The organism is Streptococcus oralis (assembly GCF_002386345.1).
GTDB classification, from domain to species: Bacteria; Bacillota; Bacilli; order Lactobacillales; family Streptococcaceae; genus Streptococcus; species Streptococcus oralis_S.
Map to the genome: position 1 here is coordinate 18566 of NZ_CP023507.1, position 22901 is coordinate 41466.

At 41.7% G+C, this 22901-nt stretch carries 15 protein-coding genes, 11 tRNA genes and 3 rRNA genes; 28 read left to right on the top strand and 1 reads right to left on the bottom strand.

Annotated elements, in window-relative coordinates; all coding sequences use genetic code 11:
* Window positions 1-30 precede the first annotated feature (30 nt).
* Window positions 31-906 carry an RluA family pseudouridine synthase gene (locus CO686_RS00100; protein ID WP_080979120.1) on the bottom strand — a complete coding sequence of 292 codons (876 nt, stop codon included), beginning with the start codon at window positions 904-906 and terminating at the stop codon, window positions 31-33.
* An 86-nt stretch (window positions 907-992) separates the two neighbouring features.
* Here CO686_RS00100 and pbp2a point away from each other — a divergent pair, with 86 nt between their 5' ends.
* The 28 genes from pbp2a to CO686_RS00245 all read left to right on the top strand — a co-directional run bounded on the left by pbp2a (window position 993) and on the right by CO686_RS00245 (window position 22775).
* Window positions 993-3188, top strand: coding sequence for a penicillin-binding protein PBP2A (pbp2a, locus tag CO686_RS00105; protein ID WP_049550036.1), 2196 nt, complete (start codon window positions 993-995; stop codon window positions 3186-3188).
* A 52-nt stretch (window positions 3189-3240) separates the two neighbouring features.
* On the top strand, window positions 3241-3393 hold the full coding sequence (rpmG, locus tag CO686_RS00110; RefSeq protein WP_042899468.1) for a 50S ribosomal protein L33: 153 nt from the start codon (window positions 3241-3243) through the stop codon (window positions 3391-3393).
* A 9-nt stretch (window positions 3394-3402) separates the two neighbouring features.
* Complete coding sequence (gene secE, locus CO686_RS00115) at window positions 3403-3579, top strand: preprotein translocase subunit SecE (protein WP_000505776.1); 177 nt, start codon at window positions 3403-3405, stop codon at window positions 3577-3579.
* A 57-nt stretch (window positions 3580-3636) separates the two neighbouring features.
* Window positions 3637-4173: a transcription termination/antitermination protein NusG gene (nusG, locus tag CO686_RS00120; RefSeq protein WP_000376728.1), complete on the top strand. Its 537-nt coding sequence runs from the start codon at window positions 3637-3639 to the stop codon at window positions 4171-4173.
* 120 nt (window positions 4174-4293) lie between these two features.
* A complete protein-coding gene (locus CO686_RS00125) occupies window positions 4294-4767 on the top strand; it encodes a hypothetical protein (RefSeq protein WP_001049306.1) in 474 nt (157 codons plus the stop codon).
* 64 nt (window positions 4768-4831) lie between these two features.
* Window positions 4832-4903, top strand: a tRNA-Glu gene (locus CO686_RS00130).
* A 231-nt stretch (window positions 4904-5134) separates the two neighbouring features.
* Window positions 5135-6683: ribosomal RNA gene (locus CO686_RS00140) — 16S ribosomal RNA — on the top strand.
* Between the two features lie 51 nt (window positions 6684-6734).
* Window positions 6735-6807 (top strand) — tRNA-Ala (locus tag CO686_RS00145).
* 122 nt (window positions 6808-6929) lie between these two features.
* Window positions 6930-9830: ribosomal RNA gene (locus CO686_RS00150) — 23S ribosomal RNA — on the top strand.
* A gap of 76 nt (window positions 9831-9906) precedes the next feature.
* Window positions 9907-10022 (top strand): 5S ribosomal RNA (rrf, locus tag CO686_RS00155).
* Together the 16S, 23S and 5S rRNA genes with 11 tRNA genes alongside form the textbook arrangement of a ribosomal RNA operon.
* Before the next feature lie 105 nt (window positions 10023-10127).
* Window positions 10128-10200, top strand: a tRNA-Val gene (locus CO686_RS00160).
* Between the two features lie 2 nt (window positions 10201-10202).
* A tRNA-Asp gene (locus CO686_RS00165) sits at window positions 10203-10275 on the top strand.
* 24 nt (window positions 10276-10299) lie between these two features.
* Window positions 10300-10372: transfer RNA gene (locus CO686_RS00170), tRNA-Lys, on the top strand.
* Window positions 10373-10377: 5 nt separating this feature from the next.
* Window positions 10378-10459 (top strand) — tRNA-Leu (locus tag CO686_RS00175).
* Between the two features lie 12 nt (window positions 10460-10471).
* Window positions 10472-10544: transfer RNA gene (locus CO686_RS00180), tRNA-Thr, on the top strand.
* Between the two features lie 27 nt (window positions 10545-10571).
* Window positions 10572-10643, top strand: a tRNA-Gly gene (locus CO686_RS00185).
* Window positions 10644-10650: 7 nt separating this feature from the next.
* Window positions 10651-10736, top strand: a tRNA-Leu gene (locus CO686_RS00190).
* Between the two features lie 11 nt (window positions 10737-10747).
* Window positions 10748-10821, top strand: a tRNA-Arg gene (locus CO686_RS00195).
* A gap of 15 nt (window positions 10822-10836) precedes the next feature.
* Window positions 10837-10910: transfer RNA gene (locus CO686_RS00200), tRNA-Pro, on the top strand.
* A gap of 176 nt (window positions 10911-11086) precedes the next feature.
* Complete coding sequence (locus CO686_RS00205) at window positions 11087-15478, top strand: PolC-type DNA polymerase III (RefSeq protein ID WP_049550052.1); 4392 nt, start codon at window positions 11087-11089, stop codon at window positions 15476-15478.
* Window positions 15479-15707: 229 nt separating this feature from the next.
* Complete coding sequence (locus CO686_RS00210; protein WP_225893247.1) at window positions 15708-16997, top strand: ABC-three component system protein; 1290 nt, start codon at window positions 15708-15710, stop codon at window positions 16995-16997.
* Window position 16998: 1 nt separating this feature from the next.
* Entirely contained in the window at window positions 16999-17712 is a 714-nt protein-coding gene (locus CO686_RS00215) for an ABC-three component system middle component 1 (protein ID WP_001084021.1), read from the top strand.
* Window positions 17713-17716: 4 nt separating this feature from the next.
* Entirely contained in the window at window positions 17717-20416 is a 2700-nt protein-coding gene (locus tag CO686_RS00220) for an AAA family ATPase (protein WP_000702254.1), read from the top strand.
* A 148-nt stretch (window positions 20417-20564) separates the two neighbouring features.
* Entirely contained in the window at window positions 20565-20828 is a 264-nt protein-coding gene (locus tag CO686_RS00225; protein WP_000047858.1) for a type II toxin-antitoxin system RelB/DinJ family antitoxin, read from the top strand.
* On the top strand, window positions 20821-21099 hold the full coding sequence (locus CO686_RS00230) for a type II toxin-antitoxin system RelE/ParE family toxin (protein WP_000913062.1): 279 nt from the start codon (window positions 20821-20823) through the stop codon (window positions 21097-21099). The genes CO686_RS00225 and CO686_RS00230 overlap by 8 nt, the downstream gene beginning before the upstream one ends.
* Before the next feature lie 20 nt (window positions 21100-21119).
* Window positions 21120-21272, top strand: a complete 153-nt coding sequence (locus tag CO686_RS00235; RefSeq protein ID WP_000776613.1) for a hypothetical protein — start codon at window positions 21120-21122, stop codon at window positions 21270-21272.
* 21 nt (window positions 21273-21293) lie between these two features.
* Window positions 21294-22535, top strand: a complete 1242-nt coding sequence (locus CO686_RS00240; RefSeq protein WP_000243969.1) for an aminopeptidase — start codon at window positions 21294-21296, stop codon at window positions 22533-22535.
* Between the two features lie 9 nt (window positions 22536-22544).
* Window positions 22545-22775 carry a GlsB/YeaQ/YmgE family stress response membrane protein gene (locus CO686_RS00245; RefSeq protein ID WP_000901578.1) on the top strand — a complete coding sequence of 77 codons (231 nt, stop codon included), beginning with the start codon at window positions 22545-22547 and terminating at the stop codon, window positions 22773-22775.
* Window positions 22776-22901: the final 126 nt, after the last annotated feature.

The following is a 22901-nucleotide window of genomic DNA, read 5'->3' on the forward strand; positions in this document are numbered from 1 at the left end:
CTTTTTTGTATAGAAAAATGGATGATAGTGTCATCCATTTTGTTTTAATTCTATTTCGAAAGTATCCGAGAGGGCAGTGAAACTCAATTTTTCTAAGGTGAGTGGATGAGTAAAGGAGAGTCGAAAAGCGTGGAGCATGAGCCGGCTCGTTCTTGATTTAGAGTTATAGAGAGGATCGCCCAGGATAGGGTGCTTATGGTGAGAGAGGTGAACACGGATTTGATGCGTTCGACCGGTCTTTAGTTTGCAACGGACAAGGGTAGTCTTGTTTGGGAATTGTTTTAATCGACTGATATGTGTTTCAGCATATTGTCCATTTTTTTCATCAACTATTCTTTTTCTACGATCGTGTCGATCACGACCAATTTTATCTCGAAAGACAAGTTCTTTACTCCCTACTTGCCCCTCTACGAGTGCCCAGTACTCACGAGCAATGTCCTTTTTCTCCAACAAACGATTGAGGATGGGTAAGATAAAAGGATTTTTAGCAAAAAGCACTAAACCGCTTGTTTCCATATCCAGGCGATGAACGACATAGCAGTTTTGGCCAACGTAGGCAGAGACGTGATTGAGAAGGGCGATTTCACCAGGTTGATTTCCGTGAGTTTTCATTCCCTCTGGCTTGTTGACGATAATGAGATGTTGGTCTTGGTAAATCTCTTGAACGAGGTCTAGATTGCCCCAAAGGATTTCTTTTGGGGGATAATCTTCCTCGTCAAAAGTCAACTGACAAATGTCACCTGGTTTGACTATCTCGTTCCAGTGAACTTGTTTTTGATTGATTAAGATATTCTTCTTGGTTCTTAGAAAATGGCGAATCTTTCTAGGAATGAGGAGTTGTTCCTCTAGGAGTTCCTTGACCGTCATTTGAGGCAGGGATGATGGTAATGTAAATGTGAATTGCATACAGATATTGTAACAAAAAAAGCCCTGTTTGGATAGGGAACAGCTAAATTCTTGAGTTCCTATGGTGAAGATGATAAAATAAACGCATGAAATTAGATAAATTATTTGAGAAGTTTCTTTCTCTCTTTAAAAAAGAAACGAATGAATCCGCGGAGTCTGATTCGACTAGCATGCGTCGTTCACGGAGCGATAGAAAAAAACTAGGCCATGTAGGTTCGATACGGAAATTTTGGCGTCGTTATCATCTGACCAAGATTGTCATCATTTTAGGGTTAAGTTCTGGTTTGCTAGTAGGAACCTACCTATTTGCCATAGCCAAGTCTACCAATGTTAATGATTTGCAAAATGCCTTGAAAACGCGAACTCTGATTTTTGACCGCGAAGAAAAAGAGGCAGGGGCTCTATCAGGTCAAAAGGGAACCTATGTTGAGCTGGCAGATATCAGCAAAGACTTGCAAGATGCTGTTGTCGCGACAGAGGACCGTTCTTTTTATAAAAATGATGGGATTAACTACGGTCGTTTCTTTCTAGCCATCCTTACAGCGGGTCGTTCTGGAGGGGGGTCCACCATCACTCAACAGTTGGCGAAAAATGCTTATCTGTCTCAGGACCAAACCGTTGAACGGAAAGCCAAGGAGTTTTTCCTTGCCTTAGAGTTGACAAAGAAATACAGCAAGGAGCAAATCCTTACTATGTACCTCAATAACGCCTACTTCGGAAATGGGGTATGGGGTGTTGAAGATGCAAGTAAGAAATATTTCGGTGTATCGGCTTCACAACTAACGCTTGATCAGGCGGCGACTCTAGCAGGGATGCTCAAGGGACCAGAATTGTATAATCCATTAAATTCTGTTGAGACTTCGACCAACCGTAGGGATACTGTTTTGCAAAATATGGTTGCAGCAGGTTATATTGATAAAAACCAAGAGACCGAAGCGGCTGGAGTAGATATGGCTTCTCAACTGCAAGATAAATATGAAGGCAAAGTTTCGGATTATCGTTACCCGTCCTATTTTGATGCTGTTGTCAACGAAGCGGTTTCCAAGTACAATCTCACAGAAGAAGAGATTGTCAACAACGGCTATCGCATCTACACAGAGCTTGACCAAAACTACCAAGCAAACATGCAGGTTATTTACGAAAACACTTCGCTATTTCCAACAGCAGAAGACGGAACGCATGCCGAATCAGGTAGTGTCGCTCTGGAACCCAAGACTGGTGGAGTGCGTGGAGTTGTTGGTCGTGTAGCTGGTGATGACAAACCAGGCTTCCGCAATTTTAACTATGCCACTCAGTCTAAGCGTAGCCCAGGCTCAACCATTAAACCTTTAGTCGTTTATACACCCGCAGTAGAAGCAGGATGGGCCTTGAACAAGCAACTGGATAATCATACGATGCAGTACAACAGTTATCAAGTAGACAACTATGCGGGTATTAAGACATCTCCAGAAGTACCTATGTATCAGGCCTTGGCGGAATCACTCAACCTGCCAGCTGTTGCGACTGTAAATGAATTAGGTATTGACAAAGCTTTTGACGCTGGGGAGAGATTTGGTCTGAATATGGAAAAAGTTGACCGAGTTCTTGGAGTTGCTCTTGGTGGAGGTGTGGAGACGAATCCTCTCCAGATGGCGCAAGCCTATGCAGCCTTTGCTAATGGAGGTCTGATGCCTGAAGCGCATTTCATCACTCGTATTGAAAATGCCAGCGGTCAGGTCATCAAGAGTCATAAAAATTCCCAAAAACGAGTGATTGATAAGTCGGTAGCCGATAAAATGACCAGCATGATGCTAGGAACATTTACCAATGGTACAGGAATTAGTTCGTCACCAGCGGATTACGTTATGGCTGGTAAAACAGGTACGACTGAAGCTGTTTTCAACCCAGAATATACCAGTGATCAGTGGGTGATCGGCTATACTCCGGATGTGGTCATCAGCCACTGGCTCGGTTTCCCAACAACAGATGAGAACCATTATCTAGCAGGTTCGACCTCCAATGGAGCAGCCCATGTCTTTAGAAGTATGGCTAATACCATTTTACCTTACACTCCAGGTAGCACTTTTACAGTTGAAAATGCTTATAAACAAAATGGGATTGAACCAGAAAATACGAAAAAGCAAGTTGTTGAAGATGAGACAAACCAGTCTGAGGACCCGATAGGAGATATTCGTAGTCGTGCACAAAATCTTGTAGATGAAGCAGGCCGTGCGATTTCAGAAGCTAAGATAAAAGAAAAAGCCCAGACAATATGGGACTCAATCCTTAATCTATTTCGTTAAGAGGCTTGTCAAAGCCTCGGTTTCTTGTTATAATAGATAAGATGGAGGCGTTATGGCACTAAAAAATGCAAGCCTAGCTTGTGCAGTTTGTGGTTCAAGGAATTACTCAATCAAAATTAGTGGGAACCCCAAGCCAACACGACTAGAAGTAAATAAATTTTGTAAACATTGTGGAAAATATACGACACATAGAGAAACGAGATAGGAGAGAACGATGGGTTTTATTAAGGATATTTTTAAACTTCTTAAAGAAACAACTTGGCCAACTCGCAAAGAAAGCTGGAGAGATTTTCGCTCTATTATGGAATACACAGCCTTCTTTGTGGTCATCATTTACATTTTTGACCAGTTGATTGTATCAGGTTTGATTCGATTTATTAACATTTTTTAGAAGAAAAGTGGAGAAGTTCTGCTAACTTTCTTCTATATATGTATGAAAGGAAATATCATGGATAGTTTTGACAAGGGATGGTTTGTTCTACAAACTTATTCTGGCTATGAAAATAAGGTAAAAGAAAATCTATTGCAACGTGCGCAAACATATAACATGTTGGATAATATTCTACGTGTTGAGATTCCAACACAAACCGTGCAAGTTGAGAAAAATGGAAAGAAAAAGGAAATTGAAGAGAATCGCTTTCCAGGTTATGTCCTTGTAGAAATGGTCATGACCGATGAAGCATGGTTCGTCGTTCGAAACACACCTAACGTAACAGGATTCGTTGGCTCACACGGTAACAGATCAAAACCAACTCCACTTTTGGAGCAAGAAATCCGTGATATTCTGGTTTCAATGGGACAAACTGTTCAAGAGTTCGATATTGATGTTGAAGTTGGCCAGACAGTCCGTATCATTGATGGCGCTTTTGCAGACTACACAGGAAAAATTACTGAAATTGATAACAACAAAGTGAAGATGATTATCTCTATGTTTGGTAATGATACGATTGCAGAAGTGAATCTCAACCAAATTGCAGAATTATAACCCCAGAGAGGCTTTGCCTCTCTTTTTATGTGCTGTTGAGGGAGGAAGAAGTATAGAATAGAGGAAGTAGACCCAGTGGCTCGCGCATTTTGCTAAACTAAATGCAGAAAGGAGAGGTCTATGAATCTAAAAGATTTATATGAAGAAAGTAAGGGAATCGTCCATAAGTGTCGCAAAGATTATCATTTGCATCTGTGGGAGAAAGAGGACTGGGATCAGGAAGGCATGTTATGTCTGTATGAGCTGGTGAGTCGCAACCCAGAGTTACTAGAGGGCGACCGCCATCAACTATATGTTTGCTTTAAAACAAAGTTTAGAAATCGCATCCTAGATTACATCCGTAAACAGGAAAGCCACAAGCGCCGTTTTGACAAAGAACCCTATGAAGAGGTGAGTGAGATTAGCCATCGTCTAGGAGAAAAAGGACTCAGACTGGACGATTATTATCTCTTTCACGAACTTCTAAAGAATTATAAATCAAAGCAGAGTATGGAAAAACAAGAGTTAATAGATCGTCTCATGGGAGGGGAAGTCTTTAGAGGACGTAAAGCTCTCCTGAGAGAACTTTCCTTTATCTTTTCAGAATTTCGATAAAGAGGAAAAAAGTCCTTGACAAAGGTAAAAAAGTAGGTATAATAGAAAGAGTTGAAAAGCTCAAGGTCCGTTGGTCAAGGGGTTAAGACACCGCCTTTTCACGGCGGTAACACGGGTTCGAATCCCGTACGGACTATGGTGTATTGCGGTTAAAAAAACTTGAAAAAAGTTTAAAAAATCTGTTGACAGAGACAGATGGCTGTGATATACTAATATAGTTGTCGCTTGAGAGAGAATGAGTGACAAAGACCTTTGAAAACTGAACAAGACGAACCAATGTGCAGGGCACTATAACTAAGGTTATAGTACTGAACAATGAAAAAAACAATAAATCTGTCAGTGACAGAAATGAGTAAGAACTCAAACTTTTAATGAGAGTTTGATCCTGGCTCAGGACGAACGCTGGCGGCGTGCCTAATACATGCAAGTAGAACGCTGAAGAGAGGAGCTTGCTCTTCTTGGATGAGTTGCGAACGGGTGAGTAACGCGTAGGTAACCTGCCTGGTAGCGGGGGATAACTATTGGAAACGATAGCTAATACCGCATAATAGTAGATGTTGCATGACATTTGCTTAAAAGGTGCAATTGCATCACTACCAGATGGACCTGCGTTGTATTAGCTAGTTGGTGAGGTAACGGCTCACCAAGGCAACGATACATAGCCGACCTGAGAGGGTGATCGGCCACACTGGGACTGAGACACGGCCCAGACTCCTACGGGAGGCAGCAGTAGGGAATCTTCGGCAATGGACGGAAGTCTGACCGAGCAACGCCGCGTGAGTGAAGAAGGTTTTCGGATCGTAAAGCTCTGTTGTAAGAGAAGAACGAGTGTGAGAGTGGAAAGTTCACACTGTGACGGTATCTTACCAGAAAGGGACGGCTAACTACGTGCCAGCAGCCGCGGTAATACGTAGGTCCCGAGCGTTGTCCGGATTTATTGGGCGTAAAGCGAGCGCAGGCGGTTAGATAAGTCTGAAGTTAAAGGCTGTGGCTTAACCATAGTACGCTTTGGAAACTGTTTAACTTGAGTGCAAGAGGGGAGAGTGGAATTCCATGTGTAGCGGTGAAATGCGTAGATATATGGAGGAACACCGGTGGCGAAAGCGGCTCTCTGGCTTGTAACTGACGCTGAGGCTCGAAAGCGTGGGGAGCAAACAGGATTAGATACCCTGGTAGTCCACGCCGTAAACGATGAGTGCTAGGTGTTAGACCCTTTCCGGGGTTTAGTGCCGCAGCTAACGCATTAAGCACTCCGCCTGGGGAGTACGACCGCAAGGTTGAAACTCAAAGGAATTGACGGGGGCCCGCACAAGCGGTGGAGCATGTGGTTTAATTCGAAGCAACGCGAAGAACCTTACCAGGTCTTGACATCCCTCTGACCGCTCTAGAGATAGAGCTTTCCTTCGGGACAGAGGTGACAGGTGGTGCATGGTTGTCGTCAGCTCGTGTCGTGAGATGTTGGGTTAAGTCCCGCAACGAGCGCAACCCCTATTGTTAGTTGCCATCATTCAGTTGGGCACTCTAGCGAGACTGCCGGTAATAAACCGGAGGAAGGTGGGGATGACGTCAAATCATCATGCCCCTTATGACCTGGGCTACACACGTGCTACAATGGCTGGTACAACGAGTCGCAAGCCGGTGACGGCAAGCTAATCTCTTAAAGCCAGTCTCAGTTCGGATTGTAGGCTGCAACTCGCCTACATGAAGTCGGAATCGCTAGTAATCGCGGATCAGCACGCCGCGGTGAATACGTTCCCGGGCCTTGTACACACCGCCCGTCACACCACGAGAGTTTGTAACACCCGAAGTCGGTGAGGTAACCTTTTAGGAGCCAGCCGCCTAAGGTGGGATAGATGATTGGGGTGAAGTCGTAACAAGGTAGCCGTATCGGAAGGTGCGGCTGGATCACCTCCTTTCTAAGGATAAGGAACTGCACATTGGTCTTGTTTAGTCTTGAGAGGTCTTGTGGGGCCTTAGCTCAGCTGGGAGAGCGCCTGCTTTGCACGCAGGAGGTCAGCGGTTCGATCCCGCTAGGCTCCATTGGTGAGAGATCACCAAGTAATGCACATTGAAAATTGAATATCTATATCAAATAGTAACAAGAAAATAAACCGAAACGCTGTAGTATTAAAAGAGTTTATGACTGAAAGGTCAAAAAATAAGGTTAAGTTAATAAGGGCGCACGGTGGATGCCTTGGCACTAGGAGCCGAAGAAGGACGTGACAAACGACGATATGCCTTGGGTAGCTGTAAGTAAGCGATGATCCAGGGATTTCCGAATGGGGGAACCCAACAGGTACTACCTGTTACCCGCATCTGTTAAGGATGTGAGGAGGAAGACGCAGTGAACTGAAACATCTAAGTAGCTGCAGGAAGAGAAAGCAAAAGCGATTGCCTTAGTAGCGGCGAGCGAAACGGCAGGAGGGCAAACCGAAGAGTTTACTCTTCGGGGTTGTAGGACTGCAATGTGGACTCAAAGATTATAGAAGAATGATTTGGGAAGATCAGCCAAAGAGAGTAATAGCCTCGTATTTAAAATAGTCTTTGTACCTAGCAGTATCCTGAGTACGGCGGGACACGTGAAATCCCGTCGGAATCTGGGAGGACCATCTCCCAACCCTAAATACTCCCTAGTGACCGATAGTGAACCAGTACCGTGAGGGAAAGGTGAAAAGCACCCCGGGAGGGGAGTGAAATAGAACCTGAAACCGTGTGCCTACAACAAGTTCGAGCCCGTTAATGGGTGAGAGCGTGCCTTTTGTAGAATGAACCGGCGAGTTACGATATGATGCGAGGTTAAGTTGAAGAGACGGAGCCGCAGGGAAACCGAGTCTGAATAGGGCGAATTAGTATCATGTCGTAGACCCGAAACCATGTGACCTACCCATGAGCAGGTTGAAGGTGCGGTAAGACGCACTGGAGGACCGAACCAGGGCACGTTGAAAAGTGCTTGGATGACTTGTGGGTAGCGGAGAAATTCCAAACGAACTTGGAGATAGCTGGTTCTCTCCGAAATAGCTTTAGGGCTAGCGTCGACATAAAGATTCTTGGAGGTAGAGCACTGTTTGGGTGAGGGGTCCATCCCGGATTACCAATCTCAGATAAACTCCGAATGCCAATGAATTATGGTCGGCAGTCAGACTGCGAGTGCTAAGATCCGTAGTCGAAAGGGAAACAGCCCAGACCACCAGCTAAGGTCCCAAAATAATTGTTAAGTGGAAAAGGATGTGGGGTTGCACAGACAACTAGGATGTTAGCTTAGAAGCAGCTATTCATTCAAAGAGTGCGTAATAGCTCACTAGTCGAGTGACCCTGCGCCGAAAATGTACCGGGGCTAAAACAATTTACCGAAGCTGTGGATACCTTTATAGGTATGGTAGGAGAGCGTTCTATGTGTGAAGAAGGTATACCGTGAGGAGTGCTGGAACGCATAGAAGTGAGAATGCCGGTATGAGTAGCGAAAGACAGGTGAGAATCCTGTCCACCGTAAGACTAAGGTTTCCAGGGGAAGGCTCGTCCGCCCTGGGTTAGTCGGGACCTAAGGAGAGACCGAAAGGTGTATCCGATGGACAACAGGTTGATATTCCTGTACTAGAGTATGTAGTGATGGAGGGACGCAGTAGGCTAACTAAAGCAGACGAATGGAAGAGTCTGTCTAAGCAGTGAGGTGTGAATTGAGTCAAATGCTTAGTTCTATAACATTGAGCTGTGATGGGGAGCGAAGTTTAGTAGCGAAGTTAGTGACGTCACACTGCCAAGAAAAGCTTCTAGCGTTTAAACATACTCTACCCGTACCGCAAACCGACACAGGTAGTCGAGGCGAGTAGCCTCAGGTGAGCGAGAGAACTCTCGTTAAGGAACTCGGCAAAATGACCCCGTAACTTCGGGAGAAGGGGTGCTGACTTTACGTCAGCCGCAGTGAATAGGCCCAAGCAACTGTTTATCAAAAACACAGCTCTCTGCTAAATCGTAAGATGATGTATAGGGGGTGACGCCTGCCCGGTGCTGGAAGGTTAAGAGGAGTGCTTAGCGTAAGCGAAGGTATGAATTGAAGCCCCAGTAAACGGCGGCCGTAACTATAACGGTCCTAAGGTAGCGAAATTCCTTGTCGGGTAAGTTCCGACCCGCACGAAAGGCGTAATGATTTGGGCACTGTCTCAACGAGAGACTCGGTGAAATTTTAGTACCTGTGAAGATGCAGGTTACCCGCGACAGGACGGAAAGACCCCATGGAGCTTTACTGCAGTTTGATATTGAGTGTCTGTACCACATGTACAGGATAGGTAGGAGTCTATGAGATCGGGACGCCAGTTTCGAAGGAGACGTTGTTGGGATACTACCCTTGTGTTATGGCCACTCTAACCCGGATAGGTTATCCCTATCGGAGACAGTGTCTGACGGGCAGTTTGACTGGGGCGGTCGCCTCCTAAAAGGTAACGGAGGCGCCCAAAGGTTCCCTCAGAATGGTTGGAAATCATTCGCAGAGTGTAAAGGTATAAGGGAGCTTGACTGCGAGAGCTACAACTCGAGCAGGGACGAAAGTCGGGCTTAGTGATCCGGTGGTTCCGTATGGAAGGGCCATCGCTCAACGGATAAAAGCTACCCTGGGGATAACAGGCTTATCTCCCCCAAGAGTTCACATCGACGGGGAGGTTTGGCACCTCGATGTCGGCTCGTCGCATCCTGGGGCTGTAGTCGGTCCCAAGGGTTGGGCTGTTCGCCCATTAAAGCGGCACGCGAGCTGGGTTCAGAACGTCGTGAGACAGTTCGGTCCCTATCCGTCGCGGGCGTAGGAAATTTGAGAGGATCTGCTCCTAGTACGAGAGGACCAGAGTGGACTTACCGCTGGTGTACCAGTTGTCTTGCCAAAGGCATCGCTGGGTAGCTATGTAGGGAAGGGATAAACGCTGAAAGCATCTAAGTGTGAAACCCACCTCAAGATGAGATTTCCCATGATTTTATATCAGTAAGAGCCCTGAGAGATGATCAGGTAGATAGGTTAGAAGTGGAAGTGTGGCGACACATGTAGCGGACTAATACTAATAGCTCGAGGACTTATCCAAAGTAACTGAGAATACGAAGTGTGAGGTTTTCTTGGTATTTGATAGATATTCAATTTTGAGTAGGTATTACTCAGAGTTAAGTGACGATAGCCTAGGAGATACACCTGTACCCATGCCGAACACAGCAGTTAAGCCCTAGAACGCCGGAAGTAGTTGGGGGTTGCCCCCTGTGAGATATGGAAGTCGCTTAGCTTGAGGGAGTTTAGCTTAGTTGTAATTGAGAGGAAATCGAAATTACAATCGGCGGATGAGAGAAACGAAGTTTCTTACCGTTGGCTGAGCTAGACTCCGCCCTTTGGGAGTTTAGCTCAGCTGGGAGAGCATCTGCCTTACAAGCAGAGGGTCAGCGGTTCGATCCCGTTAACTCCCATAGGTCCCGTAGTGTAGCGGTTATCACGTCGCCCTGTCACGGCGAAGATCGCGGGTTCGATTCCCGTCGGGACCGTTTAAGATAACGGAAGTTATTTTAGACTCGTTAGCTCAGTTGGTAGAGCAATTGACTTTTAATCAATGGGTCACTGGTTCGAGCCCAGTACGGGTCATATTTGCGGGTTTGGCGGAATTGGCAGACGCACCAGATTTAGGATCTGGCGCTTAACGGCGTGGGGGTTCAAGTCCCTTAACCCGCATAATAGAAAGTAGCCGGCTTAGCTCAGTTGGTAGAGCATCTGATTTGTAATCAGAGGGTCGCGTGTTCAAGTCATGTAGCCGGCATTTTTTTATATAGAATAAGAGGTCGATGCGAACGTAGTTCAGTGGTAGAACACCACCTTGCCAAGGTGGGGGTCGCGGGTTCGAATCCCGTCGTTCGCTTAGAGAGGCCGGGGTGGCGGAACTGGCAGACGCACAGGACTTAAAATCCTGCGATTGGTAACGATCGTACCGGTTCGATTCCGGTCCTCGGCATATAATGATGAGCACCCTTAGCTCAACTGGATAGAGTACCTGACTACGAATCAGGCGGTTAGAGGTTCGACTCCTCTAGGGTGCATTTTTTTATTTAACGCGGGAAGTAGCTCAGCTTGGTAGAGTACTTGGTTTGGGACCAAGGTGTCGCAGGTTCGAATCCTGTCTTCCCGATCGATTACGAGGATACTTTAGGGTATCTTTTTTTTATTTACTAAGGAGATTCTGAGAGTCTTCTTTTTTGTTTACGGAATAAATTTGTGTAAACTAGCAGTGCTTAAGGAATGGTACTAGTCATATATTTTCTTTAATTATGGTAAAATAGTAAAAGAATAATGTGAGGAAAATGAATGTCAAGTAAGTTTGAAATTTTAATGAATCAACTAGGAATCTCTGATCAATTGAGACGGGATCCTGCTCTTGTTGATGCAAAAATTGAGCGTGTTGTGGTTCATAAAATTAGTAAGATTTGGGAATTTCATTTTGTATTTTCTAATATTTTACCGATTGAAATCTTTTTAGAGTTAAAGAATGGGCTTAGTGAAGAATTTTCTAAAACAGGCAATCGAGCTGTTTTCGAAATCAAGGTTCTCTCTCAAGAATTTTCAAATGAACTCTTGCAGGCCTACTATAGAGAGGCTTTTTCTGAAGGTCCATGTGCAAGTCAGGGGTTTAAATCTCTTTACCAGAATTTAAACGTTCGTTCGGAAGGAAATCAACTCATTATTGAAGGTTCAGAGGCGATTGATAAGGAGCACTTTAAGAAGAATCATCTTCCTAATTTGGCAAAGCAACTCGAAAAGTTTGGTTTTCCAGCTTTTGTATGCCAAATAGAAAAGAACGATGCTCTTACACAAGAGCAGGAGGAAGCCTTCCATACGGAGAATGAACAGATTGTGCAAGCTGCCAATGAGGAAGCGCTCCGGGCTATGGAGCAACTGGAACAAATGGCTCCTCCTCCAGTAGAAGAGAAGCCAGCCTTTGATTTTCAGGCTAAAAAGGCTGCGGCCAAGCCTAAACTAGATAAGGCTGAAGTTACCCAGATGATCGACGTGACGACTGAGGAAAATCGCCTGGTCTTTGAAGGGGTCGTTTTTGATGTGGAGCATAAGGTGACCAGAACTGGTCGTGTTTTGATCAACTTTAAAATGACAGACTACACTTCAAGTTTTTCAATGCAAAAATGGGTTAAGAATGAAGAAGAGGCTCAGAAGTTTGACATCATTAAGAAGAATTCTTGGCTTCGAGTTCGTGGGAATGTGGAGATGAATAACTTCACACGTGATTTGACCATGAACGTCCAGGATGTGCAGGAAGTGGTTCACTATGAGCGGAAGGATTTGATGCCAGAAGGTGAGCGTCGGGTTGAGTTTCATGCTCATACAAATATGTCGACCATGGATGCTTTACCAGAGGTTGAAGAAATCGTTGCGATAGCTGCTAAGTGGGGACACAAGGCGGTTGCCATCACGGACCATGGGAATGTCCAGTCCTTCCCACATGGCTACAAGGCAGCTAAGAAAGCTGGAATTCAGCTGATCTATGGAATGGAAGCCAATATCGTGGAGGACCGTGTCCCTATCGTTTACAACGAAGTGGAGATGGGCTTGTCAGAAGCGACCTATGTGGTCTTTGACGTGGAAACGACGGGACTTTCAGCTATCTATAATGATTTGATTCAGGTTGCGGCCTCTAAGATGTACAAGGGGAATGTTATTGCCGAATTTGATGAATTTATCAATCCCGGGCATCCATTATCAGCCTTTACTACTGAGTTGACAGGAATTACAGATGATCATGTCAAAAATGCTAAACCACTGGAACAAGTTTTGCAAGAATTCCAAGAATTTTGCAAGGATACAGTCTTAGTTGCTCACAATGCTACCTTTGACGTTGGCTTTATGAATGCCAACTATGAGCGTCATGGTCTGCCTAAGATTAGCCAGCCAGTTATCGATACGCTGGAGTTTGCTAGAAATCTCTATCCTGAGTATAAACGTCATGGTTTGGGGCCTTTGACTAAGCGTTTTGGTGTAGCACTTGAACACCACCACATGGCCAACTACGATGCGGAAGCTACTGGTCGTTTGCTTTTCATCTTTATCAAAGAGGTAGCAGAAAAACATGGTGTGACCGATCTAGCTAGACTAAACATTGATTTGATTAGTCCAGACTCTTATAAAAAAGCTCGGATTAAGCATGCGACTATCTATGTCAAGAATCAAGTTGGTTTAAAAAATATTTTTAAGCTGGTTTCTTTGTCCAATACCAAGTACTTTGAAGGAGTACCACGAATTCCGAGAACGGTTCTAGATGCCCATCGGGAGGGCTTGATTTTGGGGTCGGCTTGCTCGGAAGGTGAAGTTTTCGATGCGGTCGTTTCCCAAGGTGTGGATGCGGCGGTTGAGGTGGCCAAGTATTATGACTTTATTGAGGTCATGCCACCAGCTATCTATGCTCCCTTGATTGCCAAGGAGCAGGTTAAGGATATGGAGGAACTCCAGACTATTATCAAGAGTTTGATAGAGGTTGGGGATCGTCTTGGCAAGCCTGTTCTAGCTACGGGAAATGTCCACTATATCGAACCGGAAGAAGAGATTTACCGTGAAATTATCGTACGTAGTTTGGGGCAAGGAGCTATGATTAACCGAACCATCGGTCATGGTGAACATGCCCAACCAGCTCCTCTTCCGAAAGCTCATTTTCGAACGACTAATGAGATGTTGGATGAATTTGCCTTCTTGGGCGAAGATCTAGCACGCAAATTGGTTATTGAAAATACCAGTGCCTTGGCAGAAATTTTTGAGCCTGTTGAGGTTGTTAAAGGTGACTTGTATACACCTTTCATCGACAAGGCTGAAGAAACGGTCGCTGAGTTGACCTATAAGAAAGCTTTTGAGATTTATGGAAATCCGCTGCCAGATATTGTTGATTTGCGGATTGAAAAAGAATTAACTTCCATTCTGGGGAATGGATTTGCCGTGATTTATCTGGCATCGCAGATGCTGGTGCAACGTTCCAATGAACGGGGCTACTTGGTTGGCTCTCGTGGGTCTGTTGGGTCCAGTTTTGTTGCGACCATGATTGGGATTACGGAGGTCAATCCTCTCTCTCCTCATTATGTTTGTGGTCAGTGTCAGTATAGTGAGTTTATCACGGATGGTTCTTACGGTTCAGGGTTTGATATGCCCAATAAGGATTGTCCAAACTGTGGTCATAAACTTAGCAAAAATGGGCAGGATATTCCCTTTGAGACCTTCCTCGGTTTTGATGGGGACAAGGTTCCCGATATTGACTTGAACTTCTCGGGAGAAGACCAGCCTAGCGCCCACTTGGATGTACGTGATATCTTTGGTGAGGAATATGCCTTCCGTGCAGGCACGGTTGGTACGGTGGCTGCCAAGACTGCCTATGGCTTTGTCAAGGGCTACGAGAGAGACTACGGGAAGTTTTATCGTGATGCAGAGGTGGAACGCCTCGCTCAGGGTGCGGCTGGTGTCAAGCGGACAACAGGACAACACCCGGGAGGAATCGTTGTTATTCCTAACTACATGGATGTCTACGACTTTACGCCTGTCCAGTATCCAGCAGATGATGTGACGGCTGAATGGCAGACGACTCACTTTAACTTCCATGATATCGATGAGAATGTCCTCAAACTCGATGTACTGGGGCATGATGATCCGACCATGATTCGAAAATTGCAGGACTTGTCTGGGATTGACCCTAATGAAATTCCTATGGATGATGAAGGTGTCATGGCCCTCTTTTCAGGGACGGATGTACTTGGGGTGACGCCGGAGCAAATCGGAACGCCGACGGGCATGCTGGGAATCCCAGAGTTTGGAACCAACTTTGTACGTGGGATGGTAGACGAGACGCATCCGACGACTTTTGCGGAATTGCTTCAGCTCTCAGGTCTGTCCCACGGTACCGATGTGTGGTTGGGAAATGCCCAGGATTTGATCAAGCAAGGGATTGCGGACCTATCAACCGTTATCGGTTGTCGGGACGACATCATGGTTTACCTCATGCATGCGGGTCTCGAACCTAAGATGGCCTTTACCATCATGGAACGGGTGCGTAAGGGTTTGTGGCTGAAGATTTCCGAAGAGGAGCGAAATGGCTACATCGAGGCTATGAAGGCTAATAAGGTACCAGAGTGGTATATCGAATCCTGTGGGAAAATCAAATATATGTTCCCCAAAGCCCACGCGGCAGCCTACGTTATGATGGCCTTGCGTGTAGCCTACTTCAAGGTTCACCATCCCATTTATTATTACTGTGCTTACTTCTCCATCCGTGCTAAGGCTTTTGATATCAAAACCATGGGAGCAGGCTTGGATGCCATCAAGCGTAGAATGGAAGAAATCGCTGAAAAACGGAAGAATAATGAAGCCTCTAATGTGGAGATTGACCTCTATACAACTCTTGAGATTGTCAATGAAATGTGGGAACGTGGCTTTAAGTTTGGCAAGTTAGACCTCTATCGTAGTGATGCGACTGAATTCATCATTGATGGAGACACTCTTATCCCACCATTTGTAGCAATGGATGGTCTGGGAGAGAACGTTGCTAAGCAGTTGGTGCGTGCGCGTGAAGAGGGTGAGTTCCTCTCTAAGACAGAACTGCGCAAGCGTGGTGGACTGTCATCAACCTTGGTTGAAAAGATGGATGAAATGGGGATTCTCGGCAATATGCCAGAGGATAACCAGTTGAGTTTGTTTGATGATTTGTTTTAAATAAAATTAGAAAAATAGCAATGCTTTTAAAAAGTTAAAGCTGGTAAGATTAACTATCTTGATTGAGGGGGCTTGAAAATGATGGGAATTGAGGACTTTGGAGTGTGTGATAGAATCAGAATTTGTTAACTAGCTTGATGACTTTAGGAATATTGATATATTTGTAGTGGTTGTTTTCTAAAGGCTATTATTTTAAAAGTGGAGTAAGATACAAGAGAAATTAATAGAGTTGAAGGATAAAGTAATGAATTATGATAGGCGAAATGCCACTTCAAGTTGGAGTGGGTATAACCATCAAGGAAAAGTTGGGATATTTTTGGCACTAACTGAACTTAGAAAACTTGTAGAAAAAGAGGAAGACTATAGCTCATATGAATTAATCCTTGAAAAAAATGGCGGTGAAGATGTTGAGATTTTTCAAGCTCAAACAGTAGTATCAAGACATCAAGTAAAAGCCAAAAAAGCTGGAAAGTATCCGAATGATTATGCTAATGTTAGAACAATAAATTCTAGACTTCATCCTACAGGATATCAAACCTCGGGTACGAACAGAAATAATAGATTTTTACATGTAATTTGTGAAGTTCGAGGCTGGGATATGGATAAGCAAACATTTCAGCAAACATATAAAAGAGCAGCTTATGTCCCTAATCAGAGTCAAGTTCAACTATATACCTATCCTGATGGTAAAAAATATTGTGATTTAGTAGTAGAGAATCAATCGCCTATTGATAATTTTTGCAAAAATGAAATTAAGGAGATTTTGAAATTTTCTAAAAGTTCTTTAGTAGATGATATTGAACATATAGAGGAGACACTGTCTGAGATTAAAGATTTAATTTCTAGACAGATTGTGCAATCACATAGTAATGGGAATGGTGCCTATTCGGTAATATCTTTTCAAGAGATTTTCAACATTATTACTTCGCAAGCGAAGCGCCAGAGACAATCTATTAGGAGAGCAAAGTTAAGTCTTGAAGTGTATTGGAATAACATTGTTGAAGATGATGTTGATACGACTGTTATAAATCAGATATTAAATTTACCTGATGACAAATTTGAACAATTGCTGATTGACTTGCATCCAGATGGCGATATTTCTGGTTCAAAAAGGCTGAACGATATTGGTAGATTAATTGATGAAATTAGCATTGAATATATTTTATATAATTTTCTTAAAACTTGTAAACAAGAAAGGCTTTCGTTAGACAGTTTACGGTATAATTTAAATCATGAGTCGCTCAGACTTAGCATGATTCATGCTCCTAAGGGCACAGAGAGTAGAGTTCGAGATAAAATTATGACTAATGAAAGCTTTATAAGAGCTAGCTTTGATACTGACTATTTGATTAATCTGTGTATCAATGGACAAAAGTTTTTTGAAGAGAAGCCAATTCATGAAGATGGAAAAGAAAAGTTGCTTGCAGAAGCCCTTGGAGAGGAAAAAAATAGAATATTTTCAAATAATTTAGAATATATTGATTATGTGAATACTGTTGAAAAATTGAAAGAGGATTGAAATGAATAGTTTTTTGCAACAAATCTTAGGACAACATAATTTTCATAAATGTGATGAACATTTAGAATTGTGGGGAGGGGACGGAAATGAATTTTTCCTTATTCAAGAATATAATAGGGAGGATTTTAAATCTAGCAGCGAAGGAGGGGTAGATTTTTTTACTTGTGAGCAAACAAATAAGTTGATATCTTGCTTTGAAGAACTTAATGATGAAAAAATTAAGAAAAATACCTCTTTATTTGTAACTATTAAAGTTGATGAACTGAAGCAATCATATGAAAGTCTTAGAAATATGATTATGAAAGTTGAGGAAGATGAATATTATTTTAGAAAATATGTCATCTTATATACCGAGGAAGGATTGAGTAGACTGAACTCGAATATTGAAGATTTACTAAATTATATTCAGTCTACATCTCCTGAGGGTGAGTCTTTATTTGATAAATTTGAGAGTGATATGTTTTTTGATACTGCTTACTTCATTGCTATACAACTAATTATTAAATTACCATTTGCTTCTCATCCTCATTCTGATAATCATTTTGAAATAGTTGAAAATAAAATCCAATCACGAATTGAAATGGAAGGTTTAAATGATCATAAAAAGCAGGTAGATGATATTTTAGAAATTTTTAATGGAGTTGATATTAGGAAACAACTTGAAAATGAAGCTAGTTTTTTGCTGGATAGTTTAAATCAAATTTTAGGAGACTGAACTTGTGAAGATTAGGAAAATTTTACTTTATAATTTCAAAAACTTTAGAAATGAAACAGTTATTGACTTTAGTGATGGGATAACATTTTTAGTGGGACCAAATGGTTATGGTAAAACAACGATTTTTGATGCAATTGAGTTAGGATTGACTGGTAATCTTTCTCGCATTAATAAAGTTACTGCTGAAAATATTGTATATAATAAGCCCTTCTTTCAGAATGAGATTGGTCAGCCGGTAATTATAAAATTGTGGCTAGAAAAAATGAATGGTGACCAACTTGTAATTGTAAGAAAATTAGTAAATAGTTTTACTGAAAGTAAAAACATATTTGCACCTTTAAAGTCTGCTAGTCAGTTTAAGTTATTTAGACAAGTGGAAGTGAGCGAGTCAAATTTTAGATCTACAGATAATATTAAGCTTGAAGACATTACTCAAAGTTCTATTGATACATTTTTAGGTATTAATGGGAAATATGAGATAGAAAAAATTTTCAATCTATTTAATTATATTCAACAGGAAGAAACAACTTTCTTTCTAAAGCAAACGGAATATGAAAGAGGCGATAGTTTATCTTTTTTAGTAAAAACGGATAAAATAGAGAAGAAAATAGAAAAGATTAATACAGTAACAAACGTTATTAGAAAAAAGATTAGTGATTTCAAGGGGCAATTACAAAACTTAAAACAGCAAGAACTATCAGATGTCTCTTATCATAGATTATTTAATCATAGGGAATTTGTATTTGATCGTGAAACTCCTTTTTCTATTGCTAATCTTGACAAATTATTAACTTATCAAAATACTTTACAAAATATTATTGATTTTAAGAAGAATTTCTCAATAGGGGAGTATAATAGAAAGACGGAAAGAGATAAAAGAAAAAAAGATATTGCTGGTGATAGGGCTATTAAACAAGCATTATATTTTTCAATGTTATCTCCAAATATTCTTAAATCAAATTCTCAATGGCTTTGGGAAAAGTATTCATTAGACAATCCAAAATTATTTGAATATGTGCTTTTAGAGAATTACCTACAATCATATGAGAGAGTTGTTCATGATTGCAATCGAAGAAAGCAACTAAATACCTACTTGACTAATTTATCATCGGATATTACTGAGATGACAGAACAGTCCATTACTTATACTCAAAATGATAGATTGTCAGGTGATTTTGAATTGCTTAAAATACAAGTGGTTAAATTCCAAAGTCTGAGGAATAATGCTAGCCAGGTAGACAAAAATTTAAGTGAACTACGACAATTAAGGAGTAACTTAGGCAATAAGTTTGACGAGTTGAGACATCGACATATTGATGAAAACAAATGTCCATTCTGTAATTCACAGTTCCAAACATTTGAAGAATTGAAGCAAGCTTATGATAGTTATAAAAATTATCTAACTGAAATTTCGTCTCAAAGTAGTCTGCAATTGCAAGAAGCTCAATTATTGCTGAATGAACGGATCCAGCAACTGAAGCAGAAAATCATTGATGAAATAAATAGCCTTTCAATAGATGTAGATAAAAATTTATTAGATAGATTACAAAAATTAAAAAATTCGTATCAAAGTTATTCTCAAAATGTCGAAGGTTTTAAAACTTTTATTCAGTCGTACACAATTATGGTGCCATATGAGTTGGGAAGGTTAGAATTTAAAGACTATAACCAGCAGCACCAGTTAAACTGGCAAGAATTTCAATCTAAATTAGTAGTTGATGATGATGTTTACAGTTTGCTAGATAATAATAGTTTGAGAAATATAAAGGAAGAACTGGAGGTCTTAAGGGAAGAATTTCCTGAACTGCAGTTTGAAACATACCAATTAGAATCAAGTTCATATTCGAAAATAAATATTGCGATGATTGATAGTCGATTGCTTGAATTAAAAAATGCTATTCACTCGGCAGTTGATAATAAATATGCTATTAATGAGAATCTGATAGCAGACACTGAGAACATATTTCCTACATATTTTCAAAGTAAAGTGGAAGTATTAGAGGATATTCGTATTGGAGATTTAGAGAATAAGAAACTTTATCTTGATAGACAGCATAAACTAGTTCAAAATCAGCAACTTCAAGATTTATCAAGTCAGATAGAAACATTGAGAATAACTGTGGAACGATTAGAAGAAATTAATACTATATATAAAGAAGAGGTAAAACAGTTCAAAATAGATATTGTTAAAAAGCTACGTATCCCATTCTTTATATACTCAGCAAAAATGTTACAAAATTATCAACAAGGTTTGGGAATTTTTCTAACGTATAACAAAACAACAATTGATAAAGAAGAAACGACGACTGATGAGGCAACAGGTAATCAAGTAAAAACGATTAAAAAGATAACAAAGACAATTATTAGGTTCAAGTCGGATTCTAATAATGATCATGATGCAATTAATCAACTAAGCACTGGTCAGTTAGCGGTTGTTTCACTAGCATTTACTCTTTCACTGAATACGATGTTCAAACTATCTGATAATTTGAATTTCTTAATGATAGATGATCCAGTTCAAGACATGGATGCTATGAATGTACTATCTTTTATTGAAATTTTACGTCATGGAATTATAGATAAGTATCAGATCATTTTATCAACTTATAGCGATTTAAATGCTTTGTTTATGGGTTATAAATTTGCAAATTCAAATTCGGAAGTAAATATAAAATATGAAAAGGTTAGTGACTTGCAAGTATAATATGTAAAACTCTTATTCTTTGTCTTGTTTTCTATGTGAATATTTTAGACTATCCTAATAATCAATGTTAAGAAAGCTAATGTATATCTAATAGATTTACATAAGCCTTCTTTTTTGTTAAAATAATAAATAGAAAGAAGGTGGGAATATGTCAAAGACGAGCATGAGTATTCGTTTGGATAGTGAGGTTAAGGAGCAGGCCCAACAGGTTTTTAATCATTTAGGAATGGATATGACAACAGCAATCAATATTTTCCTTCGTCAGGCAATTCAATATCAGGGTTTGCCTTTTGATGTTAGACTAGACGAGAATCGGAAGTTGCTTCAAGTATTAACGGATTTAGACCAAAATCGTAATATGAGCCAATCCTTTGAATCAGTCTCTGACTTGATGGAGGACTTGCGTGCTTAAGATTCGTTATCATAAACAGTTTAAAAAAGATTTTAAGTTGGCTATGAAGCGTGGTTTGAGGGCAGAATTATTAGAAGAAGTTTTGAATTTTCTGGTTCAAGAAAAAGAACTTCCTGCTAGATATCGTGATCATCAATTAACGGCATCTAAGCATTTTCAAGGAGTTCGTGAGTGTCATATCCAGGCGGATTGGCTCCTGGTCTATAAAGTAGACAAGGAAGAATTGATTTTAAACTTGCTTAGGACAGGTAGTCATAGTGATTTATTTTAAGATATTTTAAGGAGTTCAAGATGAAACTTAGAATCTTTGCGGAAGATAAACCTGCTGAAAAGATTTTTGACTATCAGCTAGAGCTGGCAGATGAAACAATTATTCTATCGACAGCACTCCTTTCAGGTGCTATTGCTTTGGCAGGATTATTTTCTGCTTTGAAAGAAAAATAAAAATAGAAAAGGGAAACACAAATGGTTTTACCAAATTTTAAAGAAAATCTAGAAAAATACGCTAAGCTTTTGGTTGCAAACGGTGTGAATGTGCAACCGGGTCACACCTTGGCTCTCTCTATCGATGTGGAGCAACGCGAGTTGGCTCACTTGATTGTCAAAGAAGCCTATGCACTGGGTGCACATGAGGTTATCGTTCAGTGGACAGATGATGTGATTAACCGTGAGAAATTCCTCCACGCGCCGATGGAGCGTCTGGACAATGTACCAGAATACAAGATTGCTGAGATGAACTACCTCTTGGGAAACAAGGCTAGCCGTCTAGGAGTTCGTTCATCTGATCCAGGTGCCTTGAACGGAGTGGATGCGGACAAGCTTTCAGCTTCTGCCAAAGCTATGGGACTCGCGATGAAGCCAATGCGCATCGCAACTCAATCCAACAAGGTTAGCTGGACTGTAGCAGCCGCTGCTGGACTTGAATGGGCTAAGAAAGTCTTTCCAAATGCTACGAGCGATGAAGAAGCAGTTGATCTTCTTTGGGATCAAATCTTCAAAACTTGCCGTGTCTACGAAGAAGATCCTGTTAAAGCTTGGGAAGAGCATGCTGCTATCCTTAAGAGCAAGGCAGAAATGCTCAATAAAGAACAATTCTCAGCCCTTCACTACACAGCACCGGGAACTGATTTGACACTTGGTTTACCTAAGAACCACGTTTGGGAATCAGCTGGTGCTATCAATGCACAGGGCGAAGGATTCTTGCCAAATATGCCGACAGAAGAAGTCTTTACGGCCCCTGATTTCCGTCGTGCAGATGGCTATGTAACCTCTACAAAACCACTTAGCTATAACGGAAATATCATCGAAGGGATTAAGGTGACCTTCAAGGATGGTCAAATCGTAGACATTACTGCTGAAAAGGGTGATCAGGTCATGAAAGATCTTGTCTTTGAAAATGCGGGTGCGCGTGCCTTGGGTGAATGTGCCTTGGTACCAGATCCAAGCCCAATTTCTCAGTCAGGCATTACCTTCTTCAACACCCTTTTCGATGAGAATGCTTCAAACCACTTGGCTATCGGTGCAGCCTATGCGACCAGCGTTGTTGGTGGGGCAGAGATGAGCGAAGAAGAGCTTGAAGCTGCAGGACTGAACCGTTCAGATGTTCACGTGGACTTTATGATTGGTTCGAATCAAATGGATATCGATGGTATCCGTGAGGATGGAACACGCGTACCACTCTTCCGCAATGGAGACTGGGCAATTTAAGGAGAAGCTATGCTTGGAAGTATGTTTGTTGGTCTCCTAGTGGGACTCTTGGCAGGTGCTTTGACCAATCGTGGAGAAAGTATGGGATGCTTTGGGAAAATGTTTCTCGGCTGGATTGGTGCTTCTTTGGGGCACCTGCTCTTTGGAACTTGGGGTCCAAACCTAGCGGGGATAGCCATTGTTCCAGCTGTTTTAGGTGCTATGGTTGTCTTAGCTATTTTCTGGAGACGAGGAAGTTAATTTCTTAAATCTGATACTCAATGAAAATCAAAGAGCAAACTAGGAAACTAGCCGCAGACTGCTCAAAGCACTGCTTTGAGGTTGTGTATAGAACTGACGAAGTCAGCTCAAAACACTGTTTTGAGG